Below are 19840 nucleotides of genomic sequence, written 5' to 3'. Positions count from 1 at the left end.
GCCGGTTGCGCTCAGGCCAGCCGGTGCATCCAGCCGTAGGTGTCCTCGGCTCGCCCGTACTGCACGTCGGTGAGTTTGGCGTGCAGGCCGGTGGTGACCGCACCTGGCCCGCCGTCGCCCACCGTCAGGTCCAGTCCGGTGCCCTTGAACTGGCCGATCGGGGTGACCACCGCCGCGGTCCCGCAGGCGAAGGCCTCCACAATGTGCCCGCTGCGGATCTGCTCGGCGATCTCGGCGAACGGCAACGGGCGCTCGTACACGGTGCGGCCGTCGTCGGCCATGATCCGCAGTACCGAGGAGCGGGTGACACCCGCCAGGATGGTCTCGGTGAGTTCGGGAGTGTGCACGGCGCCGTCCGCGTCGACGAAGAACACGTTCATCCCGCCCAACTCCTCCAGCAACGTGCCGGTGGCCGCGTCCAGGAAGCACACCTGGGAGCAGCCGTTGTCCGTGGCCTGCTGCTGGGGCAGCAGGCTGGCGGCGTAGTTGCCGCCGCACTTCGCGGCGCCGGTGCCCCCGGGTCCGGAGCGATGGAAGTCGGTGGTGACCCAGATCGAGACCGGGCTGAAGCCGGAGGTGAAGTAGGGCCCGGACGGGGAGGCGATCACGAGGTAGTCCACGCGGTGCGCCGGGCGCACGCCCAGGAACGACTCGGAGGCGAACATGAACGGGCGCAGGTACAGCGAGGAGCCCGGGGAGTCCGGCACCCACTCGGTGTCGGTGCGCACCAACGCCTCGATCGAGCCGATGAAGTCGGCCTCGCGCAGTTCCGGCAGGGCCAGCCGCCGGGCGCTGGCGGCGAAGCGCGCGGCGTTGGCGTGGGGCCGGAACGTCCACACCGAGCCGTCGGCGTGCCGGTAGGCCTTGAGCCCTTCGAAGATCTCCTGGGCGTAGTGCAGCACGGCGGTGGCCGGGTCCAGGCTCAGCGGGCCGTAGGCCTCCACCCGGTGGTCGTGCCAGCCCTCATCCTTCGTCCACACCGCTCGGGCCATGTGGTCGGTGAACACCTTGCCGAAGCTCAGGTCGGCAAGGGCCTGCTCGCGCTCGGTCTGCGTGCGCGGATGTGAGGTGGGGCGCACCTCGAAGGTCGCGCCGCAGTGGTTTCGGTACTCATCGTGCCCCTTCGCCGGTCGTGATGGGATCACGCTACCCCCCACGGCTGGGCGGTGGTAGCAACTGGCGGATCAGGCGCGGACGCGCTGCGCCAGGGCGTCCCCGATCTCGGAGGTCGAGCGGGCGCCGCTGCGTTCGGCGATGTCGGCGGCGACCGCCTGCTCGATCCGCTCGGCCTGTTCGTCCAGGCCCAGGTGTGCCAGCATCAGCGCCACCGACAGCACCGCCGCGGTGGGGTCGGCCTTCTCCTGCCCGGCGATGTCGGGGGCCGAGCCGTGCACCGGCTCGAACATCGAGGGGTGGGCACCGGTGGGGTTGATGTTGCCCGAGGCAGCCAGTCCGATCCCGCCGGCGATCGCCGCAGCCAGATCGGTGATGATGTCCCCGAACAGGTTGTCGGTGACGATGACGTCGAACCGGGCCGGGTCGGTGGCCATGAAGATGGTCGCGGCGTCCACGTGCAGGTAGTCCACGGCCACCTCGGGGCACTCGGCCCCGACGGCGTCCACGGTGCGCCGCCACAGGTGCCCGGCGTGCACCAGCACGTTGTGCTTGTGAACCAGGGTCAGCTTCTTGCGGGGCCGGGCCTGAGCGCGGTCGAAGGCGTCCCGGACCACCCGCTCCACCCCGAACGCGGTGTTCACGCTGACCTCGGTGGCGATCTCCTGGGGTGTGCCGGTGCGCACCGAACCGCCGTTGCCGACGTAGGGACCTTCGGTTCCTTCCCGGACGACGACGAAGTCCACCTGGCCCGGATCGGCCAGGGGCGAGGGGATGCCCGGGAAGATCTTGGCCGGGCGCAGGTTCACGTAGTGGTCCAACTCGAACCGCAGCCGCAGCAACAGTCCCCGCTCCAGCACACCGCTGGGCACCGAGGGGTCCCCGACGGCGCCGAGCAGGATGGCGTCATGGGCCTTGATGGTCTCCAGGTCCGCCTCGGTGAGTGTCTCTCCGGTGGCGTGCCAGCGCCCCGCGCCCAGATCGAGTTCGGTTGCCTGCACCGTGACACCGCTTCCGGCCAGTACGGCGTCCAGGACCTTGCGGGCCTCGCCGGTGACGTCCCGGCCGATTCCGTCCCCGGCGATGACAGCGAGTTTGATAGTGCGCGACATGGCCCCACCGTAGCGCACCGGTCCCACGGTTCGGACGGAACGTCTCGCCAGTTGAGCGCCTGGCTCCGTCACCGATGTCCGGCGGTCGAGCGGGTGCGTCTCAGAGCGACCAGCTCCGCCTCGCTCCCGGGCCGTGGGCGGCCAGGGCGAAGCGTTCGGGGACCCGACCGGTCCCGGTGAGCAGCGCCGTCATCCACTCTCCGATGAGCGGGGCGAACTTGGCACCGTGTCCCGAACAGGCCGAGCACAGCACCACCGGTCCGATCCGGTCGACCAGGAAGTTCTGGGTCGGCGTGGTGGTGTACAGGCAGGTGCTGGCGTTGGCCGGCTCGGGATCCAGGCCGGGCAGCCATCGGCGGACATAGGCCTGCACGCGTTCGGTTCCGGCCGGATCGATGAGCCCGTCACGACCGGTGGCACTGGTGGGCCGGCCGTGATGGTGCTCGGCGACCTTGCGGTCCAGGCCGGCGCCACCGTCGCGGCCGCCGGAGAGGTGGTAGATCTCGAACCCCTCGGCGGCGTGGATGGTGCTGGGCCACGGGTGCTGGGAGGGGTCGGCGCGCGGGAAGTGAAAGGTCTGCTCCTGGGTGATCGACAACTCCGGGAGGACCGGATCCAGCACCATGCCCCTGGTCAGGTCCGGCAGCCACGCCCCCGCCGTGATGACCACGGCCCGAGTTCGGATCTCCTGGTCACCCAGGCGGACGGTGGCGCTGTCGTGGTTGCCCGCCACGCTGACATCGGTCACGGGCTGGTCGAACCGCACCTGCGCGCCATGGCCTCGAGCCAGGTCCAGGAAGGTGGTCACCGCCGTCTCGGCGTCCACGGTGCCGGCCTCGGCGTGATGCACCACCGGGGTGTCGAAGACCCCATGCCCGGCCAGCGGTGCGTCGCCTCGGTCGGGCTGAGCACCTCGTGTGCCACGCCGGCGCCGGACAGGTTCGCCACGATCTGGTCCACCCGCCGGTCCGGACCGAAGTCCAGGGCGCCGAGGTGGTTCAGCAGGGTTGCCCCAGCAGCGAGCTCGGCCTCGCGCCACAACTCGAAGGCACGGCCGGTCAACTGTGTGTAGAGGGCATCGGCATAGGCCCGCCGCACGATCCGGGCGCTGCCGTGGGAGGAGCCGCGATCGTGGTCGGGGCCGAACTGTTCCAGCACCAGCACGTCCAGGCCGCGGCCGGCGGCCTGCCACGCGGTAGCCGCACCGGCCAGTCCGGCACCGATCACCACCACGTCGTGGTCGAGCGCGCCACCGGCCGGTCTCATCTGCGCGCCCGGCTCACCGGTCCGCCCCGACCTTCTCGCGTGCGTGCCGCTTGCGGCGCCGTGGGTAGAGCACCTCCAGATGCTCCACCTGGACGGTGCCGGCGGCGGCATCGGGCACGTCCGGATGGGACTCGGCCACATCCACGGTCACCGTGCGCACCAGCGCCCGGGGCTCTCCCTCGCCGTCGAGCACGATGCCCAGGTCACCCACCTGCGCGGGCGGCTGCCCGGCACTGGTCAGGTCCGCCACCGGCACCGCCTGGGTCATGGTGCCGCTGCTGAGGAGTTCCTCGACCTCGGCGGTGGCGGTTGCCGGGTCCGGGGAGGTGGACCAGACCGGGGGCGGGACCGTGTTCTGCACGTTCTGCCCGATCACGACCTCGAGCCGGTTCAGGTTTCCCTCGATGCGGGCCTGTATCCAGAAACGTTCCACCGCGGCCTCAGACGTCATCGGTCCATCATGCCGCAGGTGCGGGCGCGGGCGCAGTGCGGGCCGGACCTGCGGTCGACGCATGCCGGCTGTACCAGCGGCTCGACGCCGGCCGCATCCGCTGGTCGACCCACGCCGGCCGCATCCGCAGATCGACTCATGCCAGCAGCGGCGTCAACTCCTGGTCAGGCCGGGAACCGCCGTGCTCAGGTGAGGTAGCCCGCAGCACGCAGAGCGAGCACCAGGATCAGCGCCAGCCAGGACAGCGCACTCAGGTAGGCCTGCGCAAGCACCCGAAGCCCGCTGGTGCCCAGGGTCGGCGGGATGAACAACCTGGCCCTGGGGTAGTCATCCAGAATGCCGATCACCTGGTCGGGCAGGCGCACCAGGACCCACAGGCTCCGCAACCGGCGCAGCAGCAACAGACCCCCGCGTGCGGCGATGTCGCGGACCTTCTCCAGCAGGTCCTTGCTGAGCAGACCGGGGCGCAGCAGCGCCCGGAACTCATCGGCGAGTTGCTCCGGCTGTGCCGCCGCACGCAGATAGGCCCGTCGACGCAGCACGAAGGCCACCTCGACCGTCAGCCCGATCGCGATCAGCACACCCACCACGATCAGCCCCACCGGGCGGCGCAGCCCGGCCATCACCCAGACCAGCCCGGCCAGCGGCACCACCGGGATCAGCGCCAGCAGCAGTGAGGGCCAGCGCAGCACCCGGACCGCCAGCGCCAGCGCCCGGGCAGCGTGGGTGGCGGCCGTCCGAGCCTCCCGTTCGCTAGGCAGGGACCGCGAAGCGCCAGCCGAGCCCGGGGGCTGCTCGGCACGGTCGGAGTCGGCCATGGCCGAATCCTATGACCCTCGGCCCGAGTTCCATGACACGAAATCGCGTCGTCCGGGCGAGCGGCTCGACAGCAGCACCGAGGATCGGTCAGGCTGAGCGCACACTTTCGCCCCGGCACATCCGGGGCATAACGGTTGGAGGGCCCATGTCCCAGGACTACCCGAATGCGCCAGGACCGGGAGAGCACTCCCCCGGCGCCCAGAACCCGGGCGGCCAGTACCCGCAGAACCCGCTCCCCGGCGGCCCACCGGTCGGTGGGCACCCGGGCGCTGCCGGCCAGGGTGGCCGCCCACCGGTCGGCGGGTACCAGGGCGCCGGCGGCCAGGGCGGCGGGTACCAGGGCGCCGGCGGCCAGGGCGGCGGGTACTACGGCGGCCACCAGCACGACGGCCGGCCGAGCGACCCGGGCGCCGGCTCCGATGAGCGCACGTTGGCGATCGTGGCGCACCTGTCACCCATCATCGCCTTCGTGGTCAGCGCCGGGTTCCTGTCCGTGCTGGGCCCGCTGCTGATCTGGATGTTCTTCCGCGACCGCGGCCCGCTGGTCCGCAACGCTTCGGCCACGGCGTTCAACTTCCACATCACCGTGTGGGTCGCGATCATCATCGGGTGGATCTGCTTCTTCACCATCGTGCTGATCCCGCTGGGCATCGTGATCTGGTTGGTGGCCGTGGGCGCGCAGGTGGTCTTCTCCATCCTCGGCGCGGTACGGGCCAACCGCCGGGAGATCTACACCTACCCATTCCAGGTGCCGATCCTGACGTGACGCAGTGCTCACAAGAGGCCCTGATGGAGACCTACCGCACCGAGGATTACCACACCGGCGGGGAACCGTTCCGGATCGTCACCGATCCTGGTGCCCCCCTGCCCGGACGCACCGTCGCCGAACGTCGCATGCACGCGATGTCGGACGGTCCGGCCGACCGGGTGCGCCAGATCCTCTGCCACGAACCGCGCGGGCACGCCGACATGTACGGCGGGTTCATCACCCCACCCGATGACGACGGCGCGCACTTCGGGGTGTTGTTCTGGCACAAGGACGGCTTCTCCACCGCGTGCGGGCACGGCACGATCGCCCTCGGTGTGTGGGCGGTGCGGACCGGCCGGGTCAGCGCCCCGGAAACCGGCACCACCGACGTGGTCATCGACGTACCCTCCGGCCGGGTCACCGCACGCGTGCACACCGAGCAGGGTCAGATCATCGGGGTGGACTTCCTCAGCGTGCCCGGCTACGTCCTGGCCAGCTCGGTGCCGGTGCGAACCAGCGCCGGTGAGTTCCTCGTCGACGTCTCCTACGGCGGTGCCATCTATGCCCAACTGGACGCCTCCACCCGTCGGCCTCTCGATCGACCCGGAGCACACCGGGGAACTGATCGCCCTCGGCCGGCAGATCAAGTGGGCCCTGAACGAGACCGAGGTGGCCCGCCACCCCGTGGACCCCCGGCTCAGCGGGATCTACGGGACGATCTTGTTCCAGCGGTTGCCCGCCACCGAGCCGGGCGAGATCCGCCAGCGCAACGCCACGATCTTCGCCGACGGGGAACTGGACCGCTCCCCGTGCGGATCGGGCACCGCCGCGCGTCTGGCCACCCTGGCCGCTGCCGGTGAACTCGGTGCCGGCGAGATGCTGGTGCACTCCTCCATCGTCGACTCCCGCTTCACCGCCCGGATCGTGGACCGGCTCGAGGTGGCCGGATACCCGGCCGTGCTGCCGGAGGTGACCGGGATGGCCTACCGGACCGGCGACAGTACGTTCACGGTCGATCCGCTCGACCCCCTTGTTCCCGGGTTCGTGCTGCGTTGACAGCCACATCCCGCCTCGGTGAGCGCCGGCGGTGGCGCTCCATGCTGCCCGGCCTGGGCCTCGCCGTCGTGCTCGCCGCTGTGGCCACGGTGGCCGCTCCGCTGCTCCCGCTGATCGGTGCACCCGTGCTGGGGGTGCTGCTCGGGCTGGCGGTGGCCCTGCTCCGGTGGCGTCGCGGCGGCCCCGACGGCCCCCGGCGCAGTGACCGGTTGGCCCCGGGGTTGCGGTGGTCCGGCTCCCGGGTGCTACAAGTGGCGGTGGTCCTGCTCGGGGCACAGCTGTCCTGGGAGCAGGTTGCCGACGCCGGTGTCGCAGCGCTGCCGGTGCTGGTCGCGGTGATCGTGGCAGCCCTGGTCGGAGCGTGGCTGCTCGGGCAAGCCCTCGGTGTGGACCGCGATCTGCGCACCCTGCTGGGGGTGGGCACGGCGATCTGCGGGGCCTCGGCCATCGCCGCGGTCACTCCGGTACTACGCCCGACGGCGGACAAGGTCGCTTATGCGCTCTCGACGGTCTTCGCCTGCAACATCGCCGCCGTGCTGGCCTTCCCGGTGCTGGGTCAACTGGCCGGGTTGAGCCCGGAGGCGTTCGGGATCCTCGTGGGCGCCGCCGTCAATGACACCTCCTCGGTGCTGGCGGCGGCGAGTGCGTTCGGCCCCGAGGCCGCCGACACCGCGGTGGTGGTGAAGCTGACCCGGACGCTGGCCATCATCCCGATCGTGCTGGGCCTGTCGGTGCTGGTGGCGCGGTGGGCTCGGGTGGACAACGGCCGGAGCGGGAGCGGGACGGGCCCGCAGGACGGCGCAGTTGCTCACGCCGGCCGGCCCCCGGTGTGGCGCCTGGTGCCGTGGTTCCTGACCGGGTTCGTGCTGCTGGTCGTGGCGAACAGCCTGGGGCTGGTGCCCGGAGCCCTGCACGATCCGGTCACGACCGCGACCACGTTCTTCATCACCGTGGCGCTCAGCGCGGTCGGGGCCGGCGTCGACATCGCGGGCCTGCGGCGGACGGGGGCGCGCCCGATGGTCCTCGGGGTCGGGCTGTGGCTGGGCGTCACCGGCGCGGCCCTGGGCGCCCAGGCCGCTACCGGCACCCTCACCTGACCGGCCCGCCCGGCGAAATCCCGCACGCTCCCTGAGCACACGCCGGTGTCTCAGTCGCGGCGGGCGAGCAGGATGAACTCCGGGCTGTGCTCGGTCAGGTCGGCACCGGAGAAGTCGCCCCAGGTGGCGGTGACGGTGAAGCCCGCGGCGGTCAGGGAGTCGGTGAGGTCGGCCAGGGTACGGAACCGGAGGGTTTCCTGGTTGACCAGGTGCCTGCCGTCAGGCAGCACCGTATGGCCCTCGTGGGTCTCGACGGCGCCGTAGCCGGCGGACTCGGCCACCGCGATCGAGCGGCTCCAGGACCGGAACAGACCGCCATCGGGGTGGGGATAGGTGTCCTCGGTGTTCTTCCTGGTCCACGTCTCCCAACAGCGGGCAGCAGGGTTGCGCGACTCGAAAGCGACGTGACCGCCCGGGCGCAGGGTGCGATGGAGATCGCTGAGCACCCGGGCCCACTCAGTCTCGCCGAGGAAGTACTGCGCCACGTGGCCCTCCATCACCACCAGGTCGGCATCGTCGTCGGGCATGTCGGCGGACGTGCCGTGGATCCACCGCACCTGCTCACCCCCGGGCCTGGTGCGGGCAATCTCCAGGATCGCCCCGGCCGGGTCCACGCCGGTGACCTGGTGCCCGGCGGCAGCCAGATCGACGGCGAGCACGCCGGTGCCGCACCCGAGGTCGGTGACGCGTTCGGCCGGTAATCGCCGGGCCAGGGCGAGGTAGAAGTCGTGGTCCCGGCGCCCGGCACACTCGGCGTCATACGTCGCCACCAGCGCCGGGTCCTGGGTCCAGGTGGGAATACGCACCGGGCGCGTGTACCGGCGGCAGCGGTGCACACGCGCGTACCGGGCGCGCATCGCCTGCTCATCGGCGAGCCGGGCGTGGCAGAACGCCTCGACCGGGCGGCTCAGGCCCGCGGGGGAGGTGAAGTCATGCGCTCCCCCGCACCGGCGTGCACATGCAGATACTCCTGGGCCACCCGGAATCCGTGGCGCACGTACCAGGCGTTCGCGGCCCCATCCTCCCGGGTCCAGGCATCCAGCACGGTGGTACCGGCGGCCGCCAGCCGGGCCAGGGCCTCGCCCAGGAGGGCATCGGCGATGCCGTGGCGCTGATGGTCCGGATGCACGCCGATGGTGTCGATGGTGGCCGCCGGCACTCCCTCGTCGTCCCACAGCTCCAGGTCGAGGATGCCCACCACCTGCTCGCTGCCCGGGGTACGCACGTGCGCAGGCCGGGGCCCGGTGGCGACAAGTTGAATCGACTCGTTCTCGAAGGTGGTGCGCTCCGCCTTGACGTCATCGAAGTAGGCCGAGCCGAGGAAACTCAGGGCCCGGCAGCGCAGCCAGGAGGCCTCGTCGTCATCGCGGTAGGCACGGATCCCTGCTCTCATCGATCGCGACGGTAGTCGCCGCAGCAGTCACGGGCGAGCGTATTCCCGATCCGATCCGAGGTCGCGGAAGCAAGGAACGCGGCCCCAGTCGGCCCTGAGGTGGTCCCGGTCCGGCTGAGGCCGCATTCGACGGCGCTATCGCGGGTCGCCCTCGCGGGCAACGTGCGTCAGCGCGCGGCGCTGCCCTCGGTGTAGTCGGCGTCGCTGGGCTTGACCCAAGCGAAGAGCTTGCGCAGTTCCCGACCGGTGCCCTCGATCGGGTGCTGCTCACCCTTGGCCCGCAACTCCTTGAACTCGGTGCCACCAGCCTTCTGGTCATCCATGAAGCGCTGCGCGAAGGACCCGTTCTTCACGTCCTCCAGCACCGCCTTCATGTTCTCCTTCACCTGCGGGGAGATGACCCGCGGCCCGGAGACGTAGTCGCCGTACTCGGCGGTGTCGGAGATGGACCAGCGCTGCTTGGCGATCCCACCCTCGTACATCAGGTCCACGATCAGCTTCAACTCGTGCAGAACCTCGAAGTAGGCGACCTCGGGCTGGTAGCCGGCCTCGGTGAGCACCTCGAACCCGTACTGGACCAACTGGGAGGTACCGCCGCACAGCACCGCCTGCTCACCGAACAGGTCGGTCTCGGTCTCCTCGGTGAAGGTGGTCCTGATCCCCGCCGCGCGCAATCCGCCGACCGCCTTGGCGTAGGACAGCGCCAACTGCCAGGCGTTGCCGGAAGGGTCCTGCTCCACCGCGACGAGCACCGGGACCCCGCGCCCGTCGACGTACTCCCGGCGCACCAGGTGGCCGGGGCCCTTGGGGGCGACCATGAAGACGTCGATGTTCTCGGCGGGCTCGATGAACCCGTACCGGATGTTGAAGCCGTGCCCGAACACCAGGGCGGCCCCATCGCGCAGGTTCGGGGCGATCTCGGCAGCGTAGACGCCGGCCTGGACCTGGTCCGGGGTGAGGATGACGACGACGTCGGCCTCGGCGGTCGCCGCCGCCACGTCCAGCACCTTCAGGCCCTCCTCGCTCGCTTTCGTCGCCGAGGCCGAGCCCTCCCGCAGTCCGACGCGCACGTCCACACCGGAGTCACGCAGGTTCAGCGCGTGCGCGTGTCCCTGGCTGCCGTACCCGATGACGGCGACCTTCTTCGCTGCGATCAGGGACAGGTCGGCGTCGTCGTCGTAGAAAAGTTCAGCCACAGTGGCACTCCTTCAGTGTTGGGATGTGGGTTGGTGAGAGGTCAGTGGGTTGCTCGGTTCAGGCGGTGCGGGAGATCCGCTCCAGGGCCCGGTCGGTCATGGAGCGCGAACCGCGCGCCACGGCCACCGAACCGGATTGCACGATCTCACGGATCCCGTAGGGGCCCAGCGCGGTCAGGAGCGCCTTGATCTTGCCCTCCCCGCCGGTGGCCTCGACCGTGACAGCCTCCGTGGAGACATCCACCACATGGGCGCGGAAGAGTTCCACGACCTGCAGCACCGCGGTGCGGGAGTGGTCGTCGGCGCGCACCTTGACCAGGAGCAGTTCGCGCTGCACCGAGGACTCCGGGGGCAACTCGACGATCTTGATCACGTTCACCAGTTTGTTCAACTGTTTGGTGACCTGCTCCAGGGCGTTGGACTCCACATCCACCACCACGGTGATCCGGGAGATCTCGGCGTGCTCGGTCGGGCCCACGGCCAGGGAGTGAATGTTGAAGGCCCGGCGGGCGAACAAGGCCGAGACGCGGGTCAGGACGCCGGGCTTGTTCTCCACCAGCACCGAGAGTGTGTGTCGGGACATGTCGTTCCTCACTCGTCGCGTTCGAAGTCCGGGCTGATGCCGCGGGCGTACTGGATGTCGTCGTTGGAGACCCCGGCAGCCACCATCGGCCACACCATCGCATCTGCGCTGACGGTGAAGTCCACCACCACGGGCCGGTCGTCGATCTCGTTGGCCCTCTTGATCGTGGCGTCGACGTCCTTGGCGTTCTCACATCGCAACCCCACGCAGCCGTAGGCCTCGGCGAGTTTGACGAAGTCCGGGATCCGTCGGGTCTCGAAACCGGTGTTCAGGTCGGTGTGGGAGTACCGCTGGTCGTAAAACAGCGTCTGCCACTGCCGCACCATGCCCAGTGAGGAGTTGTTGATCACCGCGACCTTGATCGGGATGCCTTCGATGGCGCAGGTGGCCAGTTCCTGGTTGGTCATCTGGAAGCACCCGTCCCCGTCGATCGCCCAGACCAGGGAATCGGGATAGGCGACCTTGGCGCCCATCGCCGCCGGTACCGCATAACCCATCGTGCCCAGCCCGCCGGAGTTCAACCAGGTGCGCGGATTCTGGTACCGGATGAACTGGGCGGCCCACATCTGGTGCTGGCCCACCCCGGCGGTGTAGATCGCCTCGGGGCCCGAGATCTCCCCGAGCCGGGAGATCACGTGCTGCGGAGCCAGCAGGCCGTCCTCGGTGGGCGTCCAGCCCAGGGGGTAGGTCTCACGCAACTGGTCCAGGGTGCGCCACCAGCCCTCCAGGTCCGGCTTGCCGTGCTGGACGTGTTCGGCGTCCACGGCCACGGTCAGTTCGCGCAGAACGTCCTTCAGGTCACCGACGATCGGCACGTCGGCTAACCGGTTCTTGGAGATCTCCGCCGGGTCGATGTCGGCGTGCACCACGGTGGCCCCGGGGGCGAAGGAGTCCAGTCTGCCGGTCACCCGGTCGTCGAACCGGGCGCCCAGCGCCACCACCAGGTCGGCCTTCTGCAGTGCGGCCACCGCCGCCACGGTGCCGTGCATGCCAGGCATGCCCAGGTTCTGCGGGTGCGCATCGGGCAGCGCACCGCGGGCCATCAGGGTGGTGACCACGGGGGCGCCGGAGGCGTTGGTCAACTCCAGCAACTCGGCGGCGGAGTTGGACCGGATCGCTCCCCCACCCACGTACAGCACCGGCTTGCGTGAGGTGGCCAGCAGCCGGGCCGCCTCACGGATCTGCTTGCCGTGCGGTTTGGTGATGGGGCGGTACCCGGGCACGTCGAGTTCGGCCGGGGGCCAGACGAAGTTCGTCTGGTCCTGCATCGCGGACTTGGCGATGTCCACCAGCACCGGGCCGGGCCGCCCGGTCTGGGCCAGGTGGAAGGCCTCGGCGATCCGGGCCGGGATCTCATCGGCGTCGGTGACCAGGAAGGAGTGCTTGGTGATCGGCATCGTGATGCCCACGATGTCGGCCTCCTGGAAGGCGTCGGTCCCGATCATCGGGGCCGCCACCTGGCCGGTGATCGCCACCATCGGCACCGAGTCCATGTGCGCATCGGCCAGGGGGGTGACCAGGTTGGTGGCGCCGGGGCCGGAGGTGGCCATGCAGACCCCGACCCGGCCCGAGGCGGCCGCGTATCCGGTGGCTGCGTGACCCGCGCCCTGCTCGTGACGAACCAGGATGTGGCGCAGACGGCGCGAGTCGAACAGCGGGTCGTAGACCGGCAGGATCGCCCCGCCCGGAATGCCGAAGATGACGTCGGTACCGGTCTCCTCCAGCGAACGCACGACGGCCTGGGCGCCCGTCATCGGCTCGGCCGGGCTGGACACGACGTCGTTCGTGGTGCTCGGCGCCGGCTTGGGCGGGTGCGTGCGAGGCGGTGCCGGGTGCGGAACCTTGGCCATCGCTCCTCCTGGTCTAGATCACATCAGACAAACAAAAACCCCTCGGCCGAAGCGGCGATCGAGGGGCGCGTGGTGAGGGGACGAGTGTTCAGTCCCCCGCGCACGCGCGGGGGATAAGGACTACTCGGACGATCCCGTTCACCATGGTGGCGATCCTAACCCCGCAATCACCAACGCTGACAAGCCGTCTCATATAGTGGGCCACGTGGTCAGCCTGTGGACACTTCGATCCGCTCTCACCCCGGTGCGACGGTGGGGCGATATCCCCCGATCGGAGGATACGCGCCGATCGTGTCGCTGCCTAGCGTCGAGGCATGGACCTCGCCGCATCAACCCCCGCGCCTTCGAACCCCACGGCAGCGTGCCCCACCCCACCGGCCACCGAACGCTTCCTCGCCCCGGACCTGGCCCGCGGCCTGATGCTGGCGCTGATCGCCGTCGCGAACGTGATGATCTACCTGCACGGCCGGCCCTACGGGCTGCGCCAGCACACCCTGACCGGGAACGTCGTGGACCAGGCCGTCAGCGCGTTCCTGGGCGTCGCGGTAGATGCTCGCGCCTATCCACTGTTCGCGGCCTTGTTCGGCTACGGGATCGTTCAGATGATCCGGCGCCGGCAGGAACGGGGCATCGCCGAGAGCCAGATCCGGCGAACCCTGCGCCGTCGCTCGGTGGGCCTGATTCTCTTCGGCGCGCTGCATGCCGTACTCGCGTTCTCCGGCGACATCCTGGGGTGGTACGGGCTGCTCGGGGTGGTTCTGGTCAGACTGCTGCGGCTCGATGACCGAGCGCTCCTCGTGGTGGCGTCCGTCTGGCTCGCCGTGGCCGGAGCGGTCCAGGGGGTGATCTTCGCCGACCCGACCCCGAGAGCCGAGCGTTCCTACTTCTGGTCCTACACCATCTCCGACCCGCTCCAAGCCCCCGGGCTGCGGCTGCTCGAATGGCTGATGGGGCCATTCGGCTTGGCCGCCGTCCTCAGCGCGATGCTGGTCGGCGCCTGGGCCGGGCGGCACCGCATCCTGGAGCACCCGCAGCGTCACCGGATACTGCTGCGCCGAACGGCAGCGATCGGGATTACCGCCGGCTTCGCCGGCGGGGTGGGTCCGGCCCTTCTCGGCGCCGGGATGTGGACCCCGGCCCTGCCCCTGACGATCGCGGTCTCCTGGTTGCACGTGGTCACCGGGGTGGCCTGCGGGCTCGGTTACGCCGCCCTGATCGCCCTGGTCGGCGCCTCGCTGACGGCGTCCGGCCGGGACCGGCACTGGAGCGTGCGGGCACTGCAGGCAACGGGGCGCACGTCGCTGTCCTGCTACGTGTCCCAGTCCGTGGTCTTCGCCGCGCTGCTCCCGGCTGCCGCACTGGGGTGGGGTGGCTGGCTCGGTCCCGCGGCAGCAGCCGCACTCGCGCTGGCGACCTGGGCGTTGACCGTGCTGGCCGCCGCAGCCTGGGGCGAGCGGACCGGCCCGGCCGAGGCCATCCTTGCCAGGATCATCGGCGGTCGCCGCGCGCCGGCACGTGCAACGATCAGGGGATGACGCCGCAGGGTGCTGCGCCACACCGCGACCGGACCGACTGGATCTGGCTGCTGCTGCCGTATGCCATGCTCCTGCTCACCTCCGCCTATGCCGGGTTCACCGGCCAGGTCGGCGCGGCGCAGGCCCCGCGCACCATCGTCGTCGGTCTGGCACTGGTCGCCTGGCACACCTTCTGGGCCATCGGACACCGGCACTGGCTGGAGCGGGCCTTGGTGCCGATGGCGGTGTACTTCGTCGGCCTGGTCGCGCTGTGCGCACTACTGCTGGAAATCTCACCGAGTTATCTCCCGATGTACCTGGTCTGCTACGCGATCGCCTTCGTCGCACTTCCCGGCGTCTGGGCCTACGCGGGCCTAATCCTGGCGGCGTCGGTGCCAGTGGCACTCACACGGCGCCCTGGGCTGGCAGGAGCCGAACCTGGCGGTCAACCTGGGCGGCCTGGCGCTGGCCGGGGTCATCGGATGGAGCATCCGGAAATCGGAGGCCGAGACGGCCGCACGCACGGCCGCTCTGACCGAACTCGCCCGGGCCCACGAGGACCTGGAACGGGCATCGGCCGAGAACGTCGCACTGCAGGACCGGCTGGTGACCGAAGCCCGCGAATCCGGTGTCCTGGCCGAACGCACCCGACTCGCGGCCGAGATCCACGACACTCTCGCTGCGGCGCTGTCCGGGATCGTCAGCCAGCTCGAGGCGCTGGACGCCGAACTCGCGCCCGAGGACCCCATCCGCGGCCGGGTCCGTCTCAGCACCGACCTGGCCCGGGAGAACCTGCGTGAGGCAAGGCTCTCGATCCAGGCACTGCGGCCGACGGCGCTCCATCACCAGTACCTGCACCTCGCCCTGACCGAACTCACCGAGGCATTCGAGCGGGCCCATGGCCTCACCACCCGCGTGCACGTCACCGGAACGGTCGTGGACACCCCCCGGGACGTCGAGGACGCCCTGGTGCGGATCACCCGGGAAGCGTTGACGAACATCCACCGGCACGCCGGTGCCGGACGGGTCCACCTGACCCTGTCCTACTTCGGGGACTCCATCGCCCTGGACATCGCCGATGACGGCGACGGCTTCGGCGACCCCAACCCAAGGGGGTACGGCTTACAGATCATGACCGAGCGCGCGCAGGGCGTGGGCGGTGCGGTCCAGGTGCGCACAGACCCGGACACCGGCACCACCGTGACCACCACCGTCCCGCTGCCCGGCAGGACGGGCGCGCCATGACCGAGCCGATCCGGCTGCTCCTCGTCGATGACCACCCGGTGGTGCGGGACGGTCTGCGCGGGCAGCTGCAGACCCAGCCGGATTTCGCTGTCGTCGCCGAGGCCGGCACCGCCGCCGAAGCGTTGGCGGTGCTGGGCCGGCTCGCCGTGGACGTGGTGGTCACCGATCTGATCTGCGGATGCCCGGCATCGACGGGATCGAACTGATCAGCACGATCAGCCACGCCCATCCCACGATCGAGGTGTTGGTCCTGACCACCTACGACGCACGGCCCGACATCGACGCCGCGCTGGCCGCCGGGGCGCGCAGCTACCTGCTCAAGGACACCGAGCGAGCACGGCTGTACGAGGCGGTCCGCTCCACCGCCGGTGGGCGCCCGGTCCTGTCCCCGTCGGTGCACGCGCGCCGGGCCGCCACCCCGGAGCCGGCTCCGAGTCCGCTGAGCGCCCGCGAGCGCGAGGTGCTCCAACGGGTGGCGGCCGGCCGCACGAACCACCAGATCGCGGCCGAGTTGTTCCTCGGGGAGTCGACCGTGAAGACACACCTGCAGCACATCTACACCAAACTCGGTGCCAGCGACCGGGCCGCCGCGGTGGCGATCGCCTACCAGAGGGGACTGCTCTGACCCGGCCGCCCTCCGCAGCCTGGAGGGGTGCCGGTCAGGAAGCGGCGATCTGGGCGGCCAGATGCCCACCGCCGTAGCCATTGTCGATGTTGACCACCGCGACACCCGGGGCGCAGGCGTTGAGCATCGACAGCAGCGGCGCGAGCCCGGCGAACGCCGCGCCGTAGCCCACGGACGTGGGCACCGCCACCACCGGGGCGCTCACCAACCCCGCCACCACGCTCGGCAGGGCCCCGTCCATACCGGCTGCCACGACGACGGCCCGCGCACCGCGCAGCAGGTCCAGATGTCCCAGCACCCGGTGCAGACCCGCCACCCCCACATCGACCACCAGTTCGGTGGACCGGCCCAGGTAGCGGGCGGTCAACTCGGCCTCACGTGCCACCGGCAGGTCGGAGGTCCCGGCGGCCAGGACGACGACGAGCCCGCCGTCCGCTTCGGGCGGCTGCGCGGGCCAGGCGAGCAGCCGGGCGCCGGGGTCGTGATAGGCGTCGGGCAGCACCGCCAGGATGGCGTGCGCCTGTTCGGCCGAGGCGCGGGTGAACAGTGTGGGCGTGCCCCCGGCACCGACCTCGGCGGCGATGCGGGCGAGTTGCTCGAGGCTCTTGGGCTCACACAGCACCGCCTCGGGGTAGCCACGCCGGGCCGCGCGGTCGTGATCGAGGTGGGCGATCCGGTCGAGTTCGGGGCCCGGTCGCCAGGCCTCACGCATGGGTGACGGAAACCAGCGGCAGGGTGAAGGCACCGGACTGGATGCCACGCAGGTCCATCGCCGCGAACCGGAAGCCGGCGTCCCGGACCACCCGGTCGACCTCCTCGCGCTGTTGCACGGCACTGTGCATCTCCTGCGGGAGCAACTCGAGCCGGGCGACGTCACCGTGGTGGCGCACGCGGCAGTCGGTGAAGCCGAGGCGGCGCAGGCCCGCCTCGGCCTGATCCACCTGGCGCAGTTTCTCCGGTGTGACCTCCTCGTAGTGCGGGATGCGCGAGGCCAGGCACGGTGCGGCCGGCTTGTCCGCCACCGGCAGGGCCAGGGCACGGGCGACCTGGCGCACCATCGCCTTGGTCATCTGCGCCTGTGCCAGCGGTCGGAGCACCCGGTGGTTGGTGGCAGCCTGGGCGCCGGGACGGTCCGGCCGCTTGGCGTCGTCGGCGTTCTCGCCGTAGGCGACGGCGGTCAGGCCGAGTTCACTGACGAGCTCGGCGGAGATGCGGGTGAACAGCTCGTCCTTGCAGTGGAAGCACCGGTCCGGCCCGTTGGCCCGGTACTGCGCCGAGTCTGCCTCGTGGGTTTCGACCTCCACCACCCGAGCCCCGATCGCCGCAGCCGTGGCATGGGCCGCGGCGCGTTCGTCGGTGGCCAGGCTCGGTGAGATGCCCAGGATCGCCACCACGTTCTCGGTGCCGAGTTCGCGAACCGCCAGGGCGAGCAACGTGGCCGAGTCCACCCCACCTGAGTAGGCGACCCCGAGCGGCACCTGACCGCTGAGTTGTTCCGCGACGCTCGCCACGGCCTGCTCGGCCGGCGCATCCAGTACGGGGATCGTCGTCATGGCCTGCTGCTCCTCGCTGTGCTTAGCCCGGTCCGAATGCTACCGGGCCGCCGGTTCAATCCCATGCCCCAGGAGCCCGGCGTTCTCCCCCGCCCGGGGAACCGTGGTGGTCGACCGGAGGACTACCCGCCGCCCTCCTCCCCTGCGGGCTTCGGGCGTACTGGGCGCGCCGGCGCCGATGTCCCACCAGGACCAGCATCATCAGCACACCGCCCACCAGCGCCGCGCCGAGCACCAACCAGACCCCGGTCTGCGGATCGACGACTTCCAGTGCGTAGACGGCCACGATCGCGGCCGTGAGCAGGACGGCATTGACCACGCCGACCTGAACGATGGCCATCGTGAAGGCCTGCGGCGAGCCCGGCTCCGGACGCCCGCCGCGTTTCCGGCCGGAGGGACCGATCTGGTTCGGGATGCGGGCGTCGCCGCCGGGCTCGAACGTCATCGTCAGCCGAGCACCGCCCCCACCGAGGCGGACTTGACCAGCTTGGCGTACTTGGCCAGCACCCCGCGGGTGTAGGTCGGGGGCAGCGGCTCCCAGACCTCCCGGCGACGCTGGAGTTCCTCGTCGTCGACCAGCAGGTCCATCGTCTTGTTCGCCACGTCCAGGCGGATCCGGTCACCGTCGCGCACGAAGGCGATCGGTCCGCCGTCCACCGCTTCGGGGGCCACGTGACCCACGCACAACCCGGTGGTGCCCCCGGAGAAGCGCCCATCGGTCAGCAGCAGCACGTCCTTGCCCAGGCCGGCGCCCTTGATCATCCCGGTGATGGCGAGCATCTCGCGCATCCCCGGTCCGCCCTTGGGACCCTCGTACCGGATGACGACGACGTCACCTGCGGTGATCGTGCCGTCCTCCAGGGCGTCCATCGCCCCGCGCTCACGGTCGAAGACCCGCGCGGTGCCCTCGAACACGTCGGAGTCGAACCCGGCGGACTTGACCACCGCACCCTCCGGGGCCAGGGAACCGTGCAGGATGGTGATCCCGCCGGTCGGGTGGATCGGGTCGCCGATGGCACGCAGGATCTTCCCGTCCGGGTCCGGAGGGGCCACGTCGGCGAGGTTCTCGGCCACGGTGCGCCCGGTCACGGTGAGGCAGTCCCCGTGCAGCAGGCCCGCGTCCAGGAGCGCCTTCATCACCACCGGGACCCCACCGATCCGGTCCACATCGGTCATCACGTACCGGCCGAACGGCTTGAGGTCCCCCAGGTGGGGCACCCGGTCAGCGATGCGGGAGAAGTCCTCCAGGGTCAACTCCACCTCCGCCTCGTGGGCGATCGCGAGCAGGTGCAGCACCGCGTTGGTGGACCCGCCGAAGGCCATCACCACCGCGATGGCGTTCTCGAAGGCCTCCTTGGTCATGATCTGCCGGGCGGTGATCCCCTGGCGCAACATCTCCACCACGGCCTCCCCGGACTTCAGCGCGAAACTGTCCCGGCGCCGGTCCGCCGAGGGCGGAGCGGCGCTGCCGGGCAGCGACATCCCGATCGCCTCGCCTCGGCCACCGAGGCCATCGTGTTGGCGGTGTACATCCCACCGCAGGCTCCTTCGCCGGGGCAGATGGCCCGCTCGATGCGGCCCACGTCCTCCTCGCTCATCAGGCCCCGCGAACAGGCTCCCACGGCCTCGAAGGCATCGATGATGGTGACGTCCTTCTCGGTGCCGTCGGAGAGCTTCACCCAGCCGGGCATGATCGAGCCGGCGTAGAGGAACACCGCAGCCAGGTCCAGCCGGGCCGCGGCCATCAGCATCCCCGGCAGCGACTTGTCGCACCCGGCCAGCAGCACCGAGCCGTCGAGGCGCTCCGCCTGCATCACCGTCTCCACCGAGTCGGCGATCACGTCCCGGGACACCAGGGAGAAGTGCATCCCCTCGTGGCCCATCGAGATCCCGTCGGAGACCGAGATCGTCCCGAACTCCAGCGGATACCCACCGCCGGCGTGCACGCCGGCCTTGGCCCCCTGGGCCAGGCGGTCAAGGGACAGGTTGCACGGGTGATCTCGTTCCAGGAGGAAGCTATGCCGATCTGGGGCTTGGCGAAGTCGTCATCCCCCAGACCCACCGCCCGGAGCATCCCGCGCGCTCCGGTGGCCTCCAGGCCATCGGTGACGACACGGCTCCGGGGCTTGAAATCGGGGGCCTGGGATCTGGAACTATCACTGGTGGGGGCAGTCATGCCGGCCAGTCTAATGTGCTCTGGGTCATAGTCGGGCCGGGAC

The 19840-nt window shown here is 70.6% G+C and carries 21 protein-coding genes and 2 pseudogenes; 8 read left to right on the top strand and 15 right to left on the bottom strand.

The window, feature by feature from the left end; translation table 11 throughout:
- Nucleotides 1–11: 11 nt before the first annotated feature.
- The 6 genes from ACRRRO_RS14070 to ACRRRO_RS14045 form a co-directional block, all read right to left on the bottom strand.
- Entirely contained in the window at nucleotides 12–1145 is a 1134-nt protein-coding gene (locus ACRRRO_RS14070; protein ID WP_434080443.1) for a branched-chain amino acid aminotransferase, read from the bottom strand.
- Nucleotides 1146–1184: 39 nt separating this feature from the next.
- Nucleotides 1185–2225 carry a 3-isopropylmalate dehydrogenase gene (locus ACRRRO_RS14065; protein WP_424796822.1) on the bottom strand — a complete coding sequence of 347 codons (1041 nt, stop codon included), beginning with the start codon at nucleotides 2223–2225 and terminating at the stop codon, nucleotides 1185–1187.
- 100 nt (nucleotides 2226–2325) lie between these two features.
- Entirely contained in the window at nucleotides 2326–3078 is a 753-nt protein-coding gene (locus tag ACRRRO_RS14060; RefSeq protein WP_434080442.1) for an FAD-dependent oxidoreductase, read from the bottom strand.
- Nucleotides 3030–3491, bottom strand: a complete 462-nt coding sequence (locus ACRRRO_RS14055; protein ID WP_434080441.1) for an FAD-dependent oxidoreductase — start codon at nucleotides 3489–3491, stop codon at nucleotides 3030–3032. The genes ACRRRO_RS14060 and ACRRRO_RS14055 overlap by 49 nt, the downstream gene beginning before the upstream one ends.
- 13 nt (nucleotides 3492–3504) lie before the next feature.
- Nucleotides 3505–3942, bottom strand: a complete 438-nt coding sequence (locus ACRRRO_RS14050) for a hypothetical protein (RefSeq protein WP_434080440.1) — start codon at nucleotides 3940–3942, stop codon at nucleotides 3505–3507.
- 185 nt (nucleotides 3943–4127) lie between these two features.
- Nucleotides 4128–4760 (bottom strand): hypothetical protein, encoded by a 633-nt coding sequence (locus tag ACRRRO_RS14045; protein WP_424796819.1) that lies wholly within the window; start codon nucleotides 4758–4760, stop codon nucleotides 4128–4130.
- A gap of 146 nt (nucleotides 4761–4906) precedes the next feature.
- Between ACRRRO_RS14045 and ACRRRO_RS14040 the strand changes: the two genes are divergently transcribed.
- The 4 genes and pseudogenes from ACRRRO_RS14040 (at nucleotide 4907) to ACRRRO_RS14025 (ending at nucleotide 7662) form a co-directional block, all read left to right on the top strand.
- Nucleotides 4907–5527 (top strand): DUF4870 domain-containing protein, encoded by a 621-nt coding sequence (locus tag ACRRRO_RS14040; RefSeq protein WP_424796818.1) that lies wholly within the window; start codon nucleotides 4907–4909, stop codon nucleotides 5525–5527.
- Between the two features lie 23 nt (nucleotides 5528–5550).
- Nucleotides 5551–6030 (top strand): annotated as a pseudogene (locus ACRRRO_RS14035) (proline racemase family protein); the annotation flags it as partial.
- A 40-nt stretch (nucleotides 6031–6070) separates the two neighbouring features.
- The gene (locus ACRRRO_RS14030) at nucleotides 6071–6565 is read left to right on the top strand and encodes a proline racemase family protein (RefSeq protein ID WP_434080439.1); all 495 of its coding nucleotides are present in this window, start codon (nucleotides 6071–6073) and stop codon (nucleotides 6563–6565) included.
- The gene (locus ACRRRO_RS14025; protein WP_424796816.1) at nucleotides 6562–7662 is read left to right on the top strand and encodes a YeiH family protein; all 1101 of its coding nucleotides are present in this window, start codon (nucleotides 6562–6564) and stop codon (nucleotides 7660–7662) included. Before ACRRRO_RS14030 ends, ACRRRO_RS14025 begins: the two co-directional genes overlap by 4 nt.
- 50 nt (nucleotides 7663–7712) lie before the next feature.
- On the opposite strand, the gene ACRRRO_RS14020 is transcribed toward ACRRRO_RS14025, so the two are convergent.
- From ACRRRO_RS14020 to ACRRRO_RS14000, 5 genes are all read right to left on the bottom strand, one after another.
- Nucleotides 7713–8468, bottom strand: coding sequence for a class I SAM-dependent methyltransferase (locus ACRRRO_RS14020; RefSeq protein WP_434080438.1), 756 nt, complete (start codon nucleotides 8466–8468; stop codon nucleotides 7713–7715).
- 101 nt (nucleotides 8469–8569) lie between these two features.
- Nucleotides 8570–9055, bottom strand: coding sequence for a GNAT family N-acetyltransferase (locus ACRRRO_RS14015; RefSeq protein ID WP_434080437.1), 486 nt, complete (start codon nucleotides 9053–9055; stop codon nucleotides 8570–8572).
- A gap of 167 nt (nucleotides 9056–9222) precedes the next feature.
- The gene (gene ilvC, locus ACRRRO_RS14010; RefSeq protein ID WP_424796814.1) at nucleotides 9223–10251 is read right to left on the bottom strand and encodes a ketol-acid reductoisomerase; all 1029 of its coding nucleotides are present in this window, start codon (nucleotides 10249–10251) and stop codon (nucleotides 9223–9225) included.
- A gap of 58 nt (nucleotides 10252–10309) precedes the next feature.
- Entirely contained in the window at nucleotides 10310–10834 is a 525-nt protein-coding gene (gene ilvN / locus ACRRRO_RS14005) for an acetolactate synthase small subunit (RefSeq protein WP_434080436.1), read from the bottom strand.
- Nucleotides 10835–10842: 8 nt separating this feature from the next.
- Entirely contained in the window at nucleotides 10843–12684 is a 1842-nt protein-coding gene (locus ACRRRO_RS14000; protein ID WP_424796813.1) for an acetolactate synthase large subunit, read from the bottom strand.
- 314 nt (nucleotides 12685–12998) lie between these two features.
- On the opposite strand from ACRRRO_RS14000, the gene ACRRRO_RS13995 reads away from it, so the two are divergent.
- The 4 genes from ACRRRO_RS13995 (at nucleotide 12999) to ACRRRO_RS13980 (ending at nucleotide 16068) form a co-directional block, all read left to right on the top strand.
- The gene (locus ACRRRO_RS13995; RefSeq protein WP_434080435.1) at nucleotides 12999–14219 is read left to right on the top strand and encodes a DUF418 domain-containing protein; all 1221 of its coding nucleotides are present in this window, start codon (nucleotides 12999–13001) and stop codon (nucleotides 14217–14219) included.
- A 585-nt stretch (nucleotides 14220–14804) separates the two neighbouring features.
- The gene (locus tag ACRRRO_RS13990) at nucleotides 14805–15443 is read left to right on the top strand and encodes a sensor histidine kinase (protein ID WP_434080434.1); all 639 of its coding nucleotides are present in this window, start codon (nucleotides 14805–14807) and stop codon (nucleotides 15441–15443) included.
- Nucleotides 15440–15649, top strand: coding sequence for a response regulator transcription factor (locus tag ACRRRO_RS13985; RefSeq protein ID WP_434080433.1), 210 nt, complete (start codon nucleotides 15440–15442; stop codon nucleotides 15647–15649). The genes ACRRRO_RS13990 and ACRRRO_RS13985 overlap by 4 nt, the downstream gene beginning before the upstream one ends.
- Nucleotides 15622–16068, top strand: a complete 447-nt coding sequence (locus ACRRRO_RS13980) for a LuxR C-terminal-related transcriptional regulator (protein ID WP_434080432.1) — start codon at nucleotides 15622–15624, stop codon at nucleotides 16066–16068. Before ACRRRO_RS13985 ends, ACRRRO_RS13980 begins: the two co-directional genes overlap by 28 nt.
- 34 nt (nucleotides 16069–16102) lie before the next feature.
- On the opposite strand, the gene larB is transcribed toward ACRRRO_RS13980, so the two are convergent.
- From larB to ilvD, 4 genes and pseudogenes are all read right to left on the bottom strand, one after another.
- Nucleotides 16103–16780, bottom strand: a complete 678-nt coding sequence (gene larB, locus ACRRRO_RS13975; protein WP_424796809.1) for a nickel pincer cofactor biosynthesis protein LarB — start codon at nucleotides 16778–16780, stop codon at nucleotides 16103–16105.
- On the bottom strand, nucleotides 16773–17621 hold the full coding sequence (gene larE / locus ACRRRO_RS13970) for an ATP-dependent sacrificial sulfur transferase LarE (protein WP_424796808.1): 849 nt from the start codon (nucleotides 17619–17621) through the stop codon (nucleotides 16773–16775). Before larE ends, larB begins: the two co-directional genes overlap by 8 nt.
- Nucleotides 17622–17676: 55 nt before the next feature.
- Nucleotides 17677–18066, bottom strand: a complete 390-nt coding sequence (locus tag ACRRRO_RS13965) for a hypothetical protein (protein WP_424796807.1) — start codon at nucleotides 18064–18066, stop codon at nucleotides 17677–17679.
- 2 nt (nucleotides 18067–18068) lie between these two features.
- Nucleotides 18069–19797: pseudogene (gene ilvD, locus ACRRRO_RS13960) on the bottom strand (dihydroxy-acid dehydratase).
- Between the last annotated feature and the right edge of the window lie 43 nt (nucleotides 19798–19840).

Origin of the sequence: Sanguibacter sp. Z1732 (assembly GCF_051020515.1) — a bacterium.
Taxonomy (GTDB): domain Bacteria; phylum Actinomycetota; class Actinomycetes; order Actinomycetales; family Beutenbergiaceae; genus CALKWS01.
The sequence above is the reverse complement of the archived record's forward strand: the minus strand, read 5'-3'. Positions and strand labels throughout refer to the sequence as shown.